Genomic DNA, 14,976 nt, shown 5'->3' with positions numbered 1-14,976 from the left:
ACGCTTTGCTGTGGGCTGGCCGATAATGGCCGGCCTGAAGGACCCTGAACGACATGAGCGACAAGAGCGACATCCTCGAGACCATCCTGGCCCGCAAGGCCGTTGAAGTGGCCGAGCGCCGTGCACGGGTCCCCCTGGAAGCGCTGCAGGCACGCCTGGCCGGCGCCCCGCCGGTGCGCGGCTTCGCCGATGCACTGCGCGCCTCGATTGCCGCCGGCAACCCGGCGGTGATCGCCGAGGTGAAGAAGGCCAGCCCGTCCAAGGGCGTGATCCGCCCGGATTTCCACCCGGCCGATATTGCGGTGAGCTACGAGTTCGGGGGTGCCAGCTGCCTGTCGGTGCTGACCGACGTGGATTTCTTCCAGGGCGACGATGCCTACCTGCAGCAGGCCCGCGAAGCCTGCACGCTGCCGGTGCTGCGCAAGGACTTCGTGATCGATGCGTACCAGGTCTACGAGGCCCGCGTGCTGGGTGCCGACTGCATCCTGCTGATCGTGGCCGCGCTGGAAGACCGCCAGCTGGCTGAGCTGTCCGACCTGGCCATGCAGCTGGGCATGGACGTGCTGGTGGAAGTGCACGACATCGATGAACTCGAACGCGCCATCCAGGTGCCGGTGCCGCTGATCGGCATCAACAACCGCAACCTGCGCACCTTCGAGGTGTCGCTGCAGACCACCCTGGACATGCGCCAGGCCGTGCCGCGCGACCGCCTGCTGGTGACCGAGAGCGGCATCCTGGGCGCTGACGACGTGAGCCTGATGCGCAACGCCGGCGTGCATGCGTTCCTGGTGGGCGAGGCCTTCATGCGGGTCGAAGAGCCCGGCGAGGGCCTGCGTCAGCTATTCTTCAGCGCATGACTGCGATCTACCCGACTCCGCGTGACGACGCGCCGCTGGTGGTCTTCGACTTCGACCACACCCTTTATGACGGCGATTCCGGCAGCCACCTGTTTGCCTCGCTGATCAAGCGCAACCCGCTGCGGCTGCTGGCCGCGCTGCTGGTGACGCCGGTAGCGGGGCCACTGGTGGCGATGTTGCCGACCCGGCGTACCGGTATTTCGGTCTATGTCTGGATCGCCACGTTCGGGTTGCACCGCGCGCGCGAGTTCAACCGCGTGATCGATGCCTACGTGATCAAGCACGAGGCGCAACTGCGCGCCAAGCTGCTGCCGGAGGCGCTGGCGGTATTCGCCGCGCACCGGGCGCAGGGCGACCGGGTAGTGGTGGCGACCGGCGCGCCGCCGGAGCTGGCCCGCGCCATCCTGGCGTTTGTCGCCCATCAGGGCGTGCCGGTGATCGGCAGTGAAGTGGGCCCGCGCTTCGGTGCGGTTGGTGCCACGCGCCATTGCCACAACGAAGAGAAGATGCGCATGCTGCGCGAGCGCGGCTATGGCGACATCGATGTGGCCTATTCGGACAGCACCGCGGACCTGCCGTTGCTGCTGGCAGCCAAGGAGCCGGTGGTGGTGAACCCGAAGGTGTCCAAGGTCGCGTATTTCCGGCAGGTGCTGAAGCCCGGCACGCGGATCCTCAACTGGGGTTGCGTGGATCGCGGCGGCGACCGCTGAGGCGTATCGACCAACGGTCGATACCTACCGTTGGCGCGCCACACGCCGGTAGCGCCCTACCGTTGGTAGGGCGGCGGCGCACAGCGCCGCGCTTCACCCCGCCAGCCAGCCGCGCACCGCGCCGCTGATCTGGAACATGCTGATCGACAGCACCAGCACGCCGACGGCCACCAGCACCCAGCGCTCCTTGACCCGCTTCACCAGCACTGCGGCCAGCGGGGCGGCCATCATGCCGCCGATCAGCAGGCCGGCCACGATGTTCAGGTACTGCAGGCCCATCGAGAGCAGGAAGGTGATCGACACTGCCAGGGTCACCACGAACTCGGCCGCGTTGACCGTGCCGATGGTGGTCCGGGCCTGGCCGCCCCGGGCGAGCAGGGTGGAGGTGGCCACCGGACCCCAGCCGCCGCCGCCGCTGGCGTCCAGAAGCCCGGCGACGAAGCCCAGCACCGGCACCCGCTTCACTTCCTGGCGCGGCACCAGCTTTCCGGCTGCGCGCAGCAGGATGAAGACCGCCAGGATCAGCAGGTAGCCGTAGATGAAGGGACGGATCGCATCACCGGGCAGCTGGGTCAGCACATAGGCGCCCAGCACGCCGCCGACCGCGCCCGGCAGGGCCAGGCGCAGGAACAACCGCTTGTCCACGTTGCCGGCCACCAGGTGCGAAACACCCGAGGCGCCTGTCGTGAACACCTCTGCGGTGTGCACGCTTGCGCTGACCGCCGCCGGCGGCAGGCCCATGCTGAGCATGACCGACGATGAGACGAGCCCGAAGGCCATGCCGAGCGCGCCGTCCACCAGCTGCGCGCCAAGCCCGATCAGGATGAACCAGTAGAATTCGCTGCCAGGTGCCATGCCGTCAGCCTAGCGGCAGCGCGTGAAAGGCGCTGTCATGCCGACGTTGGCGCCGGCCGGTGGCCGGCATCCGGCGTCATCGGGTGCCGTACAGGACGACCGTCTTGCCCCGCGCATGCAGCAGCCCATCGCTCTGCAGCTTCTTCAGCACGCGGCCGGCCATTTCACGCGAGCAGCCGACCAGGCGGGCCAGCTCCTGGCGCGACACGCGCAGCTGGGTGCCCTGCGGGTGGCTCATGGCCTCCGGTTCGCGGGACAGGTCATGCAGGGTGCGCACGATGCGGTCGGTGACATCCAGGAACGCCAGGCGGCTGGCCTTGCGGCTGGTATCGAGCAGGCGCTTGGAGACCTGCTGGCCCAGTGCGTACAGCAGGCGCGGGGCGTCGGTGGACAGCGGGCCCAGGAACAGCTGGTGCAGCCGCTCGTAGCTGATCTCGGCCAGCTCGCAGGGGGTCCGGGTGCGCAGGATCACCTCGCGGCGGTCGGTTTCCACGAACAGGCCCATCTCGCCGACGAACTCCCCGGAGCCGAAGTAGCCCAGGACCAGTTCACGGTCGTCTTCTTCTTCAGCAATTATGGAAACGGAGCCGCTGATCACGTAATACAGGGTGCCGGCGGGGTCACCGGGGCGGAAAACGTCCGTGCGGGCCGGGTAGCGGCGTCGGTGGCTGTGGGCCAGAAAGCGGTCAATGGTGGCGATGTCCAGGGCCAATGGACTTGTGGCAAGGCGCACAGATGACACGTTGAGGCGCTCCCTTTGCTCATGAACAATTCACGGCTATGTGCCGCGAGCTTAACGATCAGGGTTGTGAAGGGCAAACCCCAACACAGCAACTTGTTTCAATGCAAGTTTCGCCCCCGATCACTTTGCCCCATAATTGATCCTTTCCCACCACACACAGGATCGACCGCCGTGGTCAAGCCGTTGCCTCGCCTGAGGTTGCAGGGTTTCAACAACCTCACCAAGGCGCTGAGCTTCAACATCTATGACGTGTGTTACGCCCGCACCGAAGAGGAGCGTCAGCGTTACATTGAATACATTGATGAAGAGTACAACGCCGATAGGCTGACTCAAATCTTGACCGATGTCGCCGAGATCATCGGCGCCAACATCCTCAATGTCGCGCGCCAGGATTACGATCCGCAGGGCGCGTCGGTGACGATCCTGATCTCCGAAGAGCCGGTGATCGACAAGAAGCTGGCGGGCAAGGAGTTGATCTCCGATGCCGTGGTAGCGCACATGGACAAGAGCCACATCACCGTCCATACCTACCCCGAGACCCACCCGCAGGAAGGCATCGCGACGTTCCGCGCGGACATCGATGTGGCTACCTGTGGCGTGATTTCGCCGCTGAAGGCGCTGAACTACCTGATCGAGAGCCTGGAATCGGACATCGTGATCATGGACTACCGCGTCCGTGGCTTCACCCGTGACGTGAAGGGCAAGAAGCACTACATCGATCACAAGATCAACTCGATCCAGAACTTCCTGGCCAAGAACATCAAGTCGCGTTACGAGATGTTCGACGTCAACGTCTACCAGGAAAACATCTTCCACACGAAGATGCACCTGAAGGACTTCGACCTGGACCAGTACCTGTTCGAGGAAAAGGCCAAGAACATCTCGTTCAAGGAACGCATGAAGATCGAAGCGCTGCTCAAGCGCGAGATCGAAGAGCTGTTCCACGGCCGCAACCTGTCCGAGTAACACCACGCGACACCCGCCCGGGCCATGGCCCGGGTGGTGCTGCACAAGGCGGGACGCCCCGCCCTGTGGAACATCTGTTTTGCGCAGAAGTAATGTTCCACGGCAAGCTACCGACGACGGTCCGGTGTGAAGACACCGGGCCGTTTTGTTTTTGTTTAGGAGGCACCCATGCCCTGGATCTACCTGCTGCTGGCCGGCATCTTTGAAATCGGCTTTGCGATCGGAATGAAATATTCGGACGGCTTCAGCAAGCCGCTGCCCACGCTCGCCACGGTCGGCGCGGCACTGGTCAGCCTGTACCTGATGAGCCAGGCGATGAAATCCATCCCGGTGGGCACCGCCTACGCGATCTGGACCGGCATCGGCGCCCTGGGCGTCGCCACGCTGGGCATCTTCCTGTTCGGCGACAGCGCTTCGGCGCCGCGCCTGGCCTGCATCGGGCTGATCGTGGCCGGGGTGATCGGGCTGAAACTCGTCTCGGGCTGACCTTAAAGCCGGTACGCGATGGTCTTCATGACCTTGGAGGCCAGCGCCATCACGCCCGGGATCGGCGGCGGCAGCTTCCGCGCGCCGGCATGCTCGGCGTGGTCGGCGTGGCGGGCTTCGTCGATCTTCATCACCTTGAGGATCTCGCGGCTGCGCTGGTCGGTCGGGGGCAGGGTGTCCAGGTGCTCGTCCAGGTGGGCTTCCACCTGGCGCTCGGTTTCCACCACGAAGCCCAGGTTCCAGCCATCCCCGCGCAGCCCGGCCAGGGTGCCGATGGTATAGCTGCCGGCGTACCAGATCGGGTTGAACAGGCTGGGCCGGCTGTCCAGCTCGCGCAGGCGCTGGGCGCACCAGGCCAGGTGGTCGGTCTCTTCCTGGGCCGCCTCGAGCAGGTGGGCACGGGTTTCCGGCTCGCGGGCCACCGCGGCCTGGCCGAAGTACAGGCCCTGCGCGCAGACCTCGCCGACATGGTTGATCCGCATCAGACCGGCGGCATGGCGGCGGGCCGGGGCGGGCATCGGTGCGTCCGGGGTCGCCTCGGCCGGGTACGGGCGGCTGGCCGGCGGGTTGCCGAACACCGTGTCCAGGGCGCGCTGGGCCTCGGTCAGCAGGTGGTCGAGCGGGGTGATCTGGCGGAGCGCGGTCATGCGGTCGGGCATCGCGGCGGGGGATCATCGATTCTCGCCCCCCGGCGCCGGTCTGCCAAGCCATGCCGCCGGTCGATTTGCATGTGGGCCAAATGGCCAGTACAATCCCGCCTCTTCACAACGCGTGGCAGAGTTCCGGCCGCTCCATGGCCGCAATGAGCCCGACCTACCTGAGTTCTTCCATGAGCACTTTCACTGCAAAGTCCGAGACCGTCCAGCGCGACTGGTATCTCGTCGACGCCTCCGGCAAGACGCTGGGCCGTCTGTCCACCGAGCTGGCCCGCCGTCTGCGCGGCAAGCACAAGCCGGTCTACACCCCTCACGTTGATACCGGTGATTACCTGGTTGTCATCAATGCAGAAAAGATTGCCGTCACCGGCAACAAGCTGCAGGACAAGCTGTACCACCGCTTCACTGGCTACATCGGCAACCTGAAGACCGAAACTCTGGCCCAGGCGCTGGAGCGCCACCCGGAGCGCGTCATCGAAACCGCCGTCAAGGGCATGCTGCCGAAGGGCCCGCTGGGCCGCGCCATGTACCGCAAGCTCAAGGTGTACTCGGGTTCCGAGCACCCGCACGCCGCTCAGCAGCCCCAGGTTCTGGATATCTAATCATGGCTATCACTCAAAACTACGGCACCGGCCGCCGCAAGTCCTCCACCGCCCGCGTGTTCCTGCGCAAGGGCGCCGGCAACATCACCGTCAATGGCCGTCCGCTGGACGAGTTCTTTGGCCGTGAAACCGCACGCATGATCGTGCGTCAGCCGCTGGAACTGACCAAGAACACCGAATCGTTCGACATCATGGTCACCGCCGCTGGCGGCGGCACCACCGGCCAGGCCGGTGCGATCCGCCTGGGCATCGCCCGCGCGCTGGTCGAGTACGACGAAACCCTGAAGTCCGAGCTGCGCAAGGCTGGCTTCATGACCCGTGACGCCCGTGAAGTCGAGCGTAAGAAGGTCGGCCTGCACAAGGCACGTCGCGCCACCCAGTTCTCCAAGCGCTGATCCATCGCGTCTGGCGTGGGATCCTTCGGGATCCCGCTGGGAGGAAAGCAAAAGCCCGGCTTCGGCCGGGCTTTTGTCGTTTCAGCGGGGCAGGTTACGGTTACACCGCCCCCGGCTCACCCTTGGCCTTGCTGCGCGGCCAGTACCCGCCGCCGCGCTTGGGTGCCGGCGCGCGCTTGCGCGGGCGGTCATGGCCCGCCGCGTGCCCCGGCATCCAGGCCTCCTGGGCGGACTTGGGCATCGACTCCACGCCGGTGCCGGCCACGCCCCGGGCCAACGGCGCCAAGTGACGCAGCGCCCGCGCATAGACCCCGCGCTTGAACATCACCACGTGCTCGACCGGATACCAGAAATCCACCCAGCGCCACTGGTCGAACTCGGGGCTGTCGGTATGGTCCAGCTTCACGTGCGATTCGTCGCCCGACAGGCGCAGCAGGAACCAGACCTGCTTCTGTCCGATGCAGACCTGCTTTTCATTGCGACGGATGGCACGGGCGGGCAGGCGATAGCGCAGCCAGCCCGGTGTCGCACCCAGCACTTCGACGTGCTCTGGCAACAGCCCGGTTTCTTCATGCAACTCGCGATACATGGCTTCGACAGGCGTCTCGTCGGTGTTCATGCCACCCTGCGGGAACTGCCAGCCATCCCGGCGCACACGTCGTGCCCAGAACACCTGCCCGTCCTGCCGCATCAGCACGATGCCGACGTTCGGTCGATAGCCGTCCGGATCGATCACGATGCGGACTCCTAGAAAAATCTACTGGTCAGGACTGTGACACGCCCGCTGCCCACTCACAAGCGCGGTGAAAAGGTGTTGACAGATTCCGTTTACATGTCCAGAATTGCCGGCTCACTAAGGCTATGTAGCTCAGCCGGTTAGAGCACAGCACTCATAATGCTGGGGTCGGTGGTTCGAGTCCACCCATAGCCACCAAGTCCGCTTGGTTTTCCAGTGAGAAAGTGCAACAATTGCACGCACGTTTTGCCCCGTCGCCAAGCGGTAAGGCACCTGACTCTGACTCAGGCATTCGGTGGTTCGAATCCATCCGGGGCAGCCAAATACGAAAGAGACCGATCGAAAGATCGGTCTTTTTTTTGCTCCGCGCCGGGCCGGCTGAACGGGCACGCTGAACCGTATCGAGAATGATTCAGTTACGAAATTGACAACCATTCTCGTTTCGATTGGAATACGCACAGGCCGATCCGGGCCTGCCTGCCGAGTCCGCACGTGTACGTCTGCATCTGTAACGGGGTAACCGACCACCAGATCCGCGAAGCCGCCCAGAGCGGTGTCGCCAGCGTGTCCGAGCTGACCATGCGCACCGGCTGCGGCGCTACCTGCGGTTCCTGCCTGGACATGGCGGCCGACCTGTTGGCCAAGGCCCGCAACACCCACGACCTGCCGTTGCCTGTCCTGGGGTTGGCGCAGGTCGCGTAAACCGATCGATCATGATTCGCGTTCCCTCATTGCCTGCAGGGACGCGCTACAGTGCCGGCGTTTTCACGCTGCAGGAGCACGGTCATGAAAGGCGACACGAAGGTCATCGAATTCCTCAACAAGGTCCTCTACAACGAGCTGACCGCGATCAACCAGTACTTCCTGCATGCCAAGATGCTGAAGAACTGGGGTCTGAAGGAACTGGCCGACCACGAATACAAGGAATCGATCGAGGAGATGAAGCACGCTGACGTGCTCTCCGACCGCATCCTGTTCCTTGAAGGCCTGCCGAACTTCCAGGCGCTGGGCAAGCTGCGCATCGGCGAAAACCCCACCGAGATCCTGCAGTGCGACCTGGCGCTGGAGCGCGAAGGCACCGTCACCCTGCGCGAAGCGGTGGCTTATGCCGATTCGGTCGGCGACTACGTCAGCCGCCAGCTGTTCGTGAAGATCCTCGATAACGAGGAAGAGCATATCGACTGGCTGGAAACCCAGCTGGAACTGATCGAGCGCATCGGCGAGCCGAACTACCTGCTCACCAAACTGGAAGACTGATTCAGCGCGCGGCCGTGGCGGGGATGCTGGCCTGGTAGCCGGCCAGCGCCAGCCGTGCACGCGCGTATTCGGCAATCAGCAGCGCCACGGCCACGGCCGGGCGCTCCAGCGTGCCGGCGCGGGCGTCGTGTTCAATCCGACGTGCCGCCACCGACAACGCCATCGCCCCCACGTTCGCACTGGCCGACTTCAGGCTGTGCGCCAGCGCGCGCAGCGTTTCCAGGTCGGCGGCCACCGACGCGTCCTGCAGCTGCCGGATCAAGGGCGGGGTGTCTTCCAGGAACACGGCGATGATGGTGGCGGTCTCCGCACCAATCACCTCCTGCAGCTCATCCAGCACACCGGTGTCGAGCACCCCGGGCGAGGCGTCGTCATTGCCGTTGTCTGCGGCCGGCGGCGGCAGGGGCGGCGGCAATGGGGTGGGTGCCGGAGCCCGCGCCGGCGCGGGTGTATAGCGCGCGTCGGCGGCGTTGTCTTCCATCGTCAACTGCCAGCGCAGCAGGCAGGCCTGCAGCGACTCGCGGTTGACCGGCTTGGACAGGTAATCGTCCATGCCCGCCTGCAGGCAGCGCTCGCGGTCGCCGGCCATCGCGTTGGCGGTCATCGCCACGATCGGCAGCCGGGTGCGGCCTTCCGCCGCTTCCTGCTCACGCCAGCGACGGGTAGCGCTGTAGCCATCCAGGACCGGCATCTGGCAATCCATCAGCACCAGGTCGAAGGCGCGGGTCTGCAGCTGCTGCAGGCCCTGTTCGCCATCGGTGGCGGTGGTGACGGTGCAGCCCAGCACCTGCAGCAGGCGCTGGGCGACCAGCAGGTTGACGCTGTTGTCTTCCACCAGCAGCAGGCGCAGGCCCAGCTGCGGCGCGTCCACCGGACCGCTGTAGGGCTCCACGCTGGCCAGCAGGGGGGCCGGGCGCGCACTGGCCACTGCCGGGCGCAGCACCGCATGCAGGTCCACGTCACCGGCCTCGCGCGGCAACACGCAGGTGTTCTCGCGCAGCAGCGCGGCCAGCTGCTCGTCGCCCTGCAGCCAGAGCAGGCGCGGAGCGGGCGTGCGGGCATCGTGCAGCACCGCGCGGTGCAGGGCGGTGGCGCCGTGGCGTAGTGCATGGGTGTCGGCGATCACCCAGGCAAGGTCCGGCTCGATCCCCGGGCGTACCGGCGCGCGCAGGATGTCCAGCGCGGCCGATGCGCTGTCTACCGTGTGCAGGCGGATGTCGTGGTGCTGCAGCACGCGCTGCAGGCGCTGCACCAGCAGCGGGTCTTCGCTGACCAGCAGGGCGCGCGTGGTGAGCGGCGCGGCCGGCAGGTCGCCGACGACCTTCAGCAGCGGAATCTCGAACCAGAACGTGGCGCCGTGGCGCGGGGTCGAACTCACCCCGATGTTGCCGTGCATGAGGTCGATGATGCGCTTGCAGATGGCCAGGCCAAGGCCGGTGCCGCCGTAGATGCGCGTGGTGGAGGCATCGGCCTGGCTGAAGGACTGGAACAGGCGCGCCTGCAGGGTGCCGTCGATGCCGATGCCGGTGTCGATGACTTCGAAGCGCAGCTGGTGCTGGCTGGTGGTCTCGCCCTGGCGGGTCACGCGCAGGCGGATCTGGCCGCGCTCGGTGAACTTGATGGCGTTCACCATCAGGTTGCCCAGCACCTGGCGCAGCCGCACCGGGTCGCCGCGCACCGACAGGCGCACGGCGGGGTCCAGTTCCAGCGACACCGCCAGGCCCTTGGCTTCAGCGCTGCGCTGCATGAGCTGGACGATGCCTTCCAGCAGCTCGCGCAGGTTGAACGTCGTGATTTCCAGGTCCAGGCCTTTGGCCTCCAGCCGGGAGTAATCCAGGATGTCATCGACGATGCGCAGCAGCTGCTGCGAACTGACCGTGGCGGTCTGCAGCATCTGCCGCTGGTCGGTGCCCAGCTGGCCGCGCGCGATCAGGTCCAGCATCGGCAGGATGCCGTTGAGCGGCGTGCGGATCTCGTGGCTCATGGTGGCCAGGAACTCGCCCTTGGCCAGCGCGGCGGCCTCGGCCGCCTGCTTGGCCTGCAGCAGCTCCTGTTCCAGCATGTCCTGCTGCTGCATGGCGCGCTGCAGGTGGTCGCGCTCAACGGCCAGCGTCTCGTGGCGGCGCTGCCCCAGGGCCAGCTGCGCCTGCAGCTCGCGCCAGCGGCTCACGCCGACCAGCGCGGCGATCAGCGCCACTGCGGCGGTGGCAGCGGCAATGACCGGCCATGGGCCGTTGGCGCCGGCGGCGGCCATGCCGCTGGCGGTAGCGGCAAGGGCGGCCGCGATCGCCGCCAGCCACAGTGCGAAGGGAACCCGTCCTTGGGCCGTCATGGTCAGAGCACCGCGGTGTGGAAGTCGAAGTTCAGCTCGCTCCCGGCCGACTGCACCATGTTGCCCTGGATGAAATCGACCCCGCCCATCCACATCGCCGCTGCGGCCTGCGGGTCTTCGATCTGCTGGCCGATGATCTGTGCCCCGGCACGGTGCGCGGCATCGATCGCGCCACGCAGTTCATCGCGGGTCTGCTGGTTGGCATGGCTGCTGGAGAAACGGGCGGCCATGCGCACGAATGCCAGCGGCAGCTGGCCAAGCAGGGCATTGGCTTCACCGCTGGGCTCGAACTGGCTCAGGCAGAAGCGCACCCCGGCCGCGCTCATGCGCGAGCAGAACTGCTGCAGGGTGACGGTGTGGATCAGTGCGTCGGGCAGGCGCACGTCAATGACCAGCGCGCTGCCGGGCAGCCCACGCTGCTGCAGCGTTTCCAGCAACCAGTCGGCGAAAGCATCGCGGGCCAGGGTACGCAGCGACTGCGACACGAACAGGCTCAGCGGCTGGGTCGCGTGCCGGTACAGATCGAGCAGGCCCAGCGCATGGTCCAGCACCTGCTGGTCGAGGTCGGCAATGCGCCCGGCCGCTTCCGCAGCGGGGATCACCTGGCCCGCGTTGAGTACGCTGCCATCGGCCTGGCGCAGGCGCAGCAGCACCTGGTACTGGGCGGTGTTGCCACCGGCCACCGCCACGATCGGCTGGTAGGCCGGTTCGAGCTGGCCTTCGAGCATGGCCAGGTGTTCCTGCGCGGCGACGTCCTCGCGGCGCACGTGCGCGGCCACGCCGGAGGGCAGCAACCGCGCCTGCAGCGTGGTGCGCTCCACCGCTTCCAGCGCCGTGCCGGCATCGCCAAAGCCACCGGAGAGCTGGGCATGCCCGACCACGCCGCGCAGGTGCACCGATTCCTCATCGCGGATCACGAACGAGCGCGCGGACAGTTCATCGCGCAGCTGGTGCGCCATCGCGTCCAGTGATTCTTCGTCCAGGCCACGCGCCACGACCAGGAAGCTGTTGTCGTTCAGGCGCGCCAGCAGGTGCGGGTGCGCGTTGTCGGCCAGCCGCTGCGCGGCCTGCACCATCAGCCGTTCGAACGCGGCATAGCCGTAGCGCTCGCGCAGGCCCAGGGCACTGGCTACTTCGATGAAGAACAGGCCGCCATGCTCGCCGTGCGCCAGCGCCGCGCCGAGCTGATGCATCACGTGGTGGCGGGTCGGCAGGCCGGTCTCCGGGTTGTTCATGGCCGGCGCGCCCTGCGCACCCGGCTGCAGCGCCGCCTGCGCGCGGGCGCGGCGGATGCGGTTGGAGACGGCGGCAATCAGGTGGCGCGGTCGGATCGGCTTGCTGAGGAAATCGTCGGCGCCGCTGTCGAGCACTTCGAACTGGCGCTCCGGGTCCGGGTCGCCGCTGAGGAATACGATCGGCAGCAGCTGCTGGCCGGGCTGCTGGCGGATCAGCGCGGTCAGGCGCATGCCATCCAGGCCCGGCAGGTGCAGGTCCATCAGGATCAGGTCCGGGCGCTGTTCGTTGATCACCTGCTGCACGCCTTCGGCGTCGCTGTGCACGATCGCTTCCATGCCGGCGCCATGCAGCACGCTCTGTGCGAACAGGGCCTGCGAGCGGTCGTCTTCGACGATCAGCACACGGTAGGGCGCCTCGCTGCCCAGCGGCGGCGTAGTGGCATCGTCCTGCTGCCACTGCGATGGCGGCAGCACCGGCGGGGTGGACACGGCAGCGGCGGCGGCAGCGTTGAGCGGCACCACGTTGCTGGGCGCGGGCGCCACGGCGGGCGCGTCGGCGCTGGCCCAGCGCTGCCAATGATCGGCGGGCGGGGTTTCGGCGCGGGTGGCGCGGGTGGATGCAACAGCGTTGTCTTGGACGGCCATCAGTACTCCCAGTCTGCGGCGCGATTATGCGGCATCGCGGTCGGCCAGTGCCCCGGGCTTGCCCGCCGGTTGCCGCAGCAGCCAGCGCATGCCCTTCCAGAGGGCGCGCCAGACCAGCCAGACCACCAGCGCGCCCGCCAGGCTGCAGGCCACCACGACGATCAATGCCAGCCACGGGTGCGCCAGCGCCAACGCCAGGCCGCCCACCACCACCGTGTCTTCCGCGGCCGAGGCGACCCAGTTGCTGGCCGGTTCGGGCGAGGTGTTGAGCAGGGCGCGCGTACCCGATTTCAGGCCATGGCTGGCCAGGGCCACGCCGGCACCTGCGGCCAGCGCCGTGGCGCTGAGTTCGCCCGTGGGCGAGAGCGTGGCTGCAGCCAGGAAGGCGCCCGCCGGTACCCGGGCCAGGGTCTGGACCAGGTCCCAGGCCGAGTCCACCCCGGGGATCTTGTCGGCGAAGAATTCGGTGATGGCCAGCGCGGCGGAGGTGCCCAGCACCCACCACGACTCGGTCGCCTGCAGCGCCGGCGGCAGCTCGACCCAGCCCAGCATGCCGGCCAGGCCCACCCCGAACACCGTGAGGTACACGCGGATGCCGGCCAGCCAGGCCAGCAGGATGCCGATCACGAACAGGTGGGCCTCGGTCATGGCAGGCGCTCCGGCGAAAGTGTGCACAGGCCCACACTATCGGGGATGACGTCCCTGAACGCTACTGCCCCGCAGGGGGTCAGGGGCGAAAAATGTGCCAACCCTGACTTACACTAAGCAGTCGCTCTTCCCGACAGGGGCCGTGTCGGTATCGCCCAAGCCGCGGTGCCGCCGTATTCGCCATGAACAACCCGACACCTTCCCGCATCCAGATCCGCCGCCCCGGAACCCCGGTGGCGCCCGATCGCCGCCGGCTGTTGATCCTGGCCGGCATCTGGCTGGCCAGCCTGGTCCTGGCCGCGCTGTTGGGGCGCTGGACCGCCGGCCCCGGCGGTGACGCCGGCCGCCAGCTGGACGCCGCCCAAGCGCGTGCCGAAACACTGCAGAAGCAGGTGGTGGAACTGCAGCAGACCCAGGCCACCCTGCAGGCGTCGGACCGGATCAGCCGCGCGGCCAACAACGAGGTGCAGACCTCGCTGGGCGAGCGCGACGAGGAAATCGCCGGCCTGCGCGCCGACGTGGCCTTCTACGAACGCCTGGTCGGGTCCACCAGCCAGCGCAAGGGCCTGAACACCCATTCCATTGAATTTTCGCCGGAAACGGCGGGCACCTGGCAGTACGCCGTAGTGCTGACCCAGAACCTCAACCGTGGCGCGATCAGCCAGGGCCAGATGCGGTTTACGGTTGAAGGCGTCAAGGACGGCAAGTTGACCTCGGTCAGCTGGGACGAGCTGCACCAGCGCACCAAGGTGCCGGGCCAGGAGTATTCCTTCCGGTACTTCCAGCAGCTCACCGGCAGCGTCATGTTGCCCAAGGACTTCACCCCGCAACGTGTGCGGGTCACGCTGGGAAGCGGCGCAGGGGGCGCCACCCAGGTATTCGACTGGAAGCAGTCCGGAGCACCGGCTGCAGCAACGGCAAAAGAAGGGGAGTAAGCCCATGTTTGGCAGCAACAAATCCAACCGCGACGGGCATCTGGTCGTGGACGCGCTGATCGGCGCGCAGGTGGTGATCCGGGGAGACGTGGAATTCAGCGGTGGCCTGTATGTGGAAGGCACCATCCTGGGCAAGGTGATCGCCCAGGAAGGCGCGACCACGGCCACCCTCACGCTGGCCGAGCAGGGCAGCATCGAAGGCGAGATCCGCGCCCACGTGGTGGTGCTCAGTGGCCGCCTGGATGGCGACGTGCATGCCAGCGAGCGGGTCGAGCTGACCCCCAGCGCCCGGGTCACCGGCAATGTCCACTACCAGGTGGTGGAAATGAACGCAGGCGCCCAGCTGACCGGCCGTCTCATCCATGGTGGCGCCCAGATGGCGCTGCCGCCGCCGGCCGACGACAGTGCCGACCGCAAGGATGGCAAGGACGGCAACGCGCGCAGGAAGCTGGCCGACGCCATGGCCTGAACGGCCGGTGCTTGAAAGCGTGCCCATGCACCCCCATGCTGGGGGCATGAGCACGCTAGTTTCCCTGCCCGGCGCCCCCACCCCCGCCGCTGCGCCGAATTACCAGTCGCTGGACCGTCCCCTGAACTTCACCGAAGCCGCCGCGGCCAAGGTCAAGGAACTGATCCAGGACGAGGCCAGCGATGCATTGGCCCTGCGCGTCTACATCCAGGGCGGTGGCTGTTCCGGTTTCCAGTACGGCTTCGAGTTCGACGAGAACCGCGCCGAGGATGACCTGGCCGTGGACACCAACGGCGTCACCCTGCTGGTCGATCCGCTCAGCCTGCAGTACCTGATGGGCGCCGAAGTGGATTACACCGAAAGCCTGACCGGCGCGCAGTTCGTGATCCGCAATCCGAACGCGAAGACCACCTGCGGCTGCGGCAGCAGTTTCAGCATGTGATCGCCACC

General features: G+C 66.9%; 18 protein-coding genes and 2 tRNA genes. 13 read left to right on the top strand and 7 right to left on the bottom strand.

The window, feature by feature from the left end:
* Positions 1-53 precede the first annotated feature (53 nt).
* Both trpC and AC06E7_RS05185 read left to right on the top strand, forming a co-directional pair.
* Entirely contained in the window at positions 54-857 is an 804-nt protein-coding gene (gene trpC, locus AC06E7_RS05190; RefSeq protein WP_093534926.1) for an indole-3-glycerol phosphate synthase TrpC, read from the top strand.
* Positions 854-1,567 (top strand): haloacid dehalogenase-like hydrolase, encoded by a 714-nt coding sequence (locus tag AC06E7_RS05185; RefSeq protein ID WP_068854284.1) that lies wholly within the window; start codon positions 854-856, stop codon positions 1,565-1,567. Before trpC ends, AC06E7_RS05185 begins: the two co-directional genes overlap by 4 nt.
* A gap of 93 nt (positions 1,568-1,660) precedes the next feature.
* Here AC06E7_RS05185 and AC06E7_RS05180 read toward each other — a convergent pair whose 3' ends face one another.
* Positions 1,661-2,422, bottom strand: a complete 762-nt coding sequence (locus AC06E7_RS05180) for a sulfite exporter TauE/SafE family protein (protein WP_320457822.1) — start codon at positions 2,420-2,422, stop codon at positions 1,661-1,663.
* Positions 2,423-2,498: 76 nt separating this feature from the next.
* On the bottom strand, positions 2,499-3,164 hold the full coding sequence (gene crp, locus AC06E7_RS05175) for a cAMP-activated global transcriptional regulator CRP (protein ID WP_068854282.1): 666 nt from the start codon (positions 3,162-3,164) through the stop codon (positions 2,499-2,501).
* 171 nt (positions 3,165-3,335) lie between these two features.
* Here crp and speD point away from each other — a divergent pair, with 171 nt between their 5' ends.
* Positions 3,336-4,130, top strand: a complete 795-nt coding sequence (gene speD, locus AC06E7_RS05170; RefSeq protein WP_017354544.1) for an adenosylmethionine decarboxylase — start codon at positions 3,336-3,338, stop codon at positions 4,128-4,130.
* Positions 4,131-4,298: 168 nt separating this feature from the next.
* Positions 4,299-4,616 (top strand): DMT family transporter, encoded by a 318-nt coding sequence (locus AC06E7_RS05165; RefSeq protein WP_068854281.1) that lies wholly within the window; start codon positions 4,299-4,301, stop codon positions 4,614-4,616.
* Between the two features lie 2 nt (positions 4,617-4,618).
* Here AC06E7_RS05165 and coq7 read toward each other — a convergent pair whose 3' ends face one another.
* On the bottom strand, positions 4,619-5,263 hold the full coding sequence (coq7, locus tag AC06E7_RS05160; RefSeq protein WP_093534963.1) for a 2-polyprenyl-3-methyl-6-methoxy-1,4-benzoquinone monooxygenase: 645 nt from the start codon (positions 5,261-5,263) through the stop codon (positions 4,619-4,621).
* Positions 5,264-5,445: 182 nt separating this feature from the next.
* Between coq7 and rplM the strand changes: the two genes are divergently transcribed.
* Both rplM and rpsI read left to right on the top strand, forming a co-directional pair.
* Entirely contained in the window at positions 5,446-5,874 is a 429-nt protein-coding gene (gene rplM, locus AC06E7_RS05155) for a 50S ribosomal protein L13 (RefSeq protein WP_017354548.1), read from the top strand.
* Positions 5,875-5,876: 2 nt separating this feature from the next.
* The gene (gene rpsI, locus AC06E7_RS05150; RefSeq protein WP_017354549.1) at positions 5,877-6,269 is read left to right on the top strand and encodes a 30S ribosomal protein S9; all 393 of its coding nucleotides are present in this window, start codon (positions 5,877-5,879) and stop codon (positions 6,267-6,269) included.
* 100 nt (positions 6,270-6,369) lie between these two features.
* Here the strand turns inward: rpsI and AC06E7_RS05145 are convergent, their stop codons facing one another.
* Positions 6,370-7,005, bottom strand: coding sequence for an RNA pyrophosphohydrolase (locus tag AC06E7_RS05145; protein ID WP_068854280.1), 636 nt, complete (start codon positions 7,003-7,005; stop codon positions 6,370-6,372).
* A 121-nt stretch (positions 7,006-7,126) separates the two neighbouring features.
* On the opposite strand from AC06E7_RS05145, the gene AC06E7_RS05140 reads away from it, so the two are divergent.
* The 4 genes from AC06E7_RS05140 (at position 7,127) to bfr (ending at position 8,262) form a co-directional block, all read left to right on the top strand.
* Positions 7,127-7,203, top strand: a tRNA-Met gene (locus AC06E7_RS05140).
* A 49-nt stretch (positions 7,204-7,252) separates the two neighbouring features.
* Positions 7,253-7,327 (top strand) — tRNA-Gln (locus AC06E7_RS05135).
* Positions 7,328-7,497: 170 nt separating this feature from the next.
* Entirely contained in the window at positions 7,498-7,707 is a 210-nt protein-coding gene (locus tag AC06E7_RS05130; protein WP_068854279.1) for a (2Fe-2S)-binding protein, read from the top strand.
* 84 nt (positions 7,708-7,791) lie between these two features.
* Entirely contained in the window at positions 7,792-8,262 is a 471-nt protein-coding gene (gene bfr / locus AC06E7_RS05125) for a bacterioferritin (RefSeq protein WP_068854278.1), read from the top strand.
* Between the two features lies 1 nt (position 8,263).
* Here the strand turns inward: bfr and AC06E7_RS05120 are convergent, their stop codons facing one another.
* Genes AC06E7_RS05120 through AC06E7_RS05110 form a run of 3 tightly spaced genes read right to left on the bottom strand, consistent with a single transcriptional unit; the run spans position 8,264 to position 13,122 of the window.
* On the bottom strand, positions 8,264-10,558 hold the full coding sequence (locus tag AC06E7_RS05120) for a hybrid sensor histidine kinase/response regulator (protein WP_478063623.1): 2,295 nt from the start codon (positions 10,556-10,558) through the stop codon (positions 8,264-8,266).
* Between the two features lie 38 nt (positions 10,559-10,596).
* Positions 10,597-12,474, bottom strand: a complete 1,878-nt coding sequence (locus AC06E7_RS05115; protein ID WP_217537779.1) for an EAL domain-containing protein — start codon at positions 12,472-12,474, stop codon at positions 10,597-10,599.
* A gap of 24 nt (positions 12,475-12,498) precedes the next feature.
* Positions 12,499-13,122, bottom strand: coding sequence for a DUF4126 domain-containing protein (locus AC06E7_RS05110; protein WP_478063329.1), 624 nt, complete (start codon positions 13,120-13,122; stop codon positions 12,499-12,501).
* A 182-nt stretch (positions 13,123-13,304) separates the two neighbouring features.
* On the opposite strand from AC06E7_RS05110, the gene AC06E7_RS05105 reads away from it, so the two are divergent.
* The 3 genes from AC06E7_RS05105 to erpA are packed head-to-tail and all read left to right on the top strand — an operon-like array spanning position 13,305 to position 14,968.
* Entirely contained in the window at positions 13,305-14,057 is a 753-nt protein-coding gene (locus tag AC06E7_RS05105; RefSeq protein WP_068854275.1) for a DUF6776 family protein, read from the top strand.
* A gap of 4 nt (positions 14,058-14,061) precedes the next feature.
* The gene (locus AC06E7_RS05100) at positions 14,062-14,526 is read left to right on the top strand and encodes a bactofilin family protein (protein ID WP_068854274.1); all 465 of its coding nucleotides are present in this window, start codon (positions 14,062-14,064) and stop codon (positions 14,524-14,526) included.
* Positions 14,527-14,572: 46 nt separating this feature from the next.
* Entirely contained in the window at positions 14,573-14,968 is a 396-nt protein-coding gene (erpA, locus tag AC06E7_RS05095) for an iron-sulfur cluster insertion protein ErpA (protein ID WP_068854273.1), read from the top strand.
* Positions 14,969-14,976 lie beyond the last annotated feature (8 nt).

Source organism: Stenotrophomonas sp. Steno-Z4 (assembly GCF_056393145.1).
Note: the sequence above shows the minus strand (reverse complement) of the source record. Positions and strands in the feature narration are given on the sequence as shown.

Bases quoted from the DNA above. Each gene is read 5' to 3' on its own strand.
- AC06E7_RS05110 (WP_478063329.1), bottom strand. From the start codon at position 13,122: ATGACCGAGGCCCACCTGTTCGTGATCGGCATCCTGCTGGCCTGGCTG.
- coq7 (WP_093534963.1), bottom strand. From the start codon at position 5,263: ATGACCGCGCTCCGCCAGATCACCCCGCTCGACCACCTGCTGACCGAG.
- erpA (WP_068854273.1), top strand. From the start codon at position 14,573: ATGAGCACGCTAGTTTCCCTGCCCGGCGCCCCCACCCCCGCCGCTGCG.
- AC06E7_RS05115 (WP_217537779.1), bottom strand. From the start codon at position 12,474: ATGGCCGTCCAAGACAACGCTGTTGCATCCACCCGCGCCACCCGCGCC.
- trpC (WP_093534926.1), top strand. From the start codon at position 54: ATGAGCGACAAGAGCGACATCCTCGAGACCATCCTGGCCCGCAAGGCC.
- rpsI (WP_017354549.1), top strand. From the start codon at position 5,877: ATGGCTATCACTCAAAACTACGGCACCGGCCGCCGCAAGTCCTCCACC.
- AC06E7_RS05105 (WP_068854275.1), top strand. From the start codon at position 13,305: ATGAACAACCCGACACCTTCCCGCATCCAGATCCGCCGCCCCGGAACC.
- AC06E7_RS05100 (WP_068854274.1), top strand. From the start codon at position 14,062: ATGTTTGGCAGCAACAAATCCAACCGCGACGGGCATCTGGTCGTGGAC.
- bfr (WP_068854278.1), top strand. From the start codon at position 7,792: ATGAAAGGCGACACGAAGGTCATCGAATTCCTCAACAAGGTCCTCTAC.
- AC06E7_RS05180 (WP_320457822.1), bottom strand. From the start codon at position 2,422: ATGGCACCTGGCAGCGAATTCTACTGGTTCATCCTGATCGGGCTTGGC.
- AC06E7_RS05185 (WP_068854284.1), top strand. From the start codon at position 854: ATGACTGCGATCTACCCGACTCCGCGTGACGACGCGCCGCTGGTGGTC.
- rplM (WP_017354548.1), top strand. From the start codon at position 5,446: ATGAGCACTTTCACTGCAAAGTCCGAGACCGTCCAGCGCGACTGGTAT.
- AC06E7_RS05165 (WP_068854281.1), top strand. From the start codon at position 4,299: ATGCCCTGGATCTACCTGCTGCTGGCCGGCATCTTTGAAATCGGCTTT.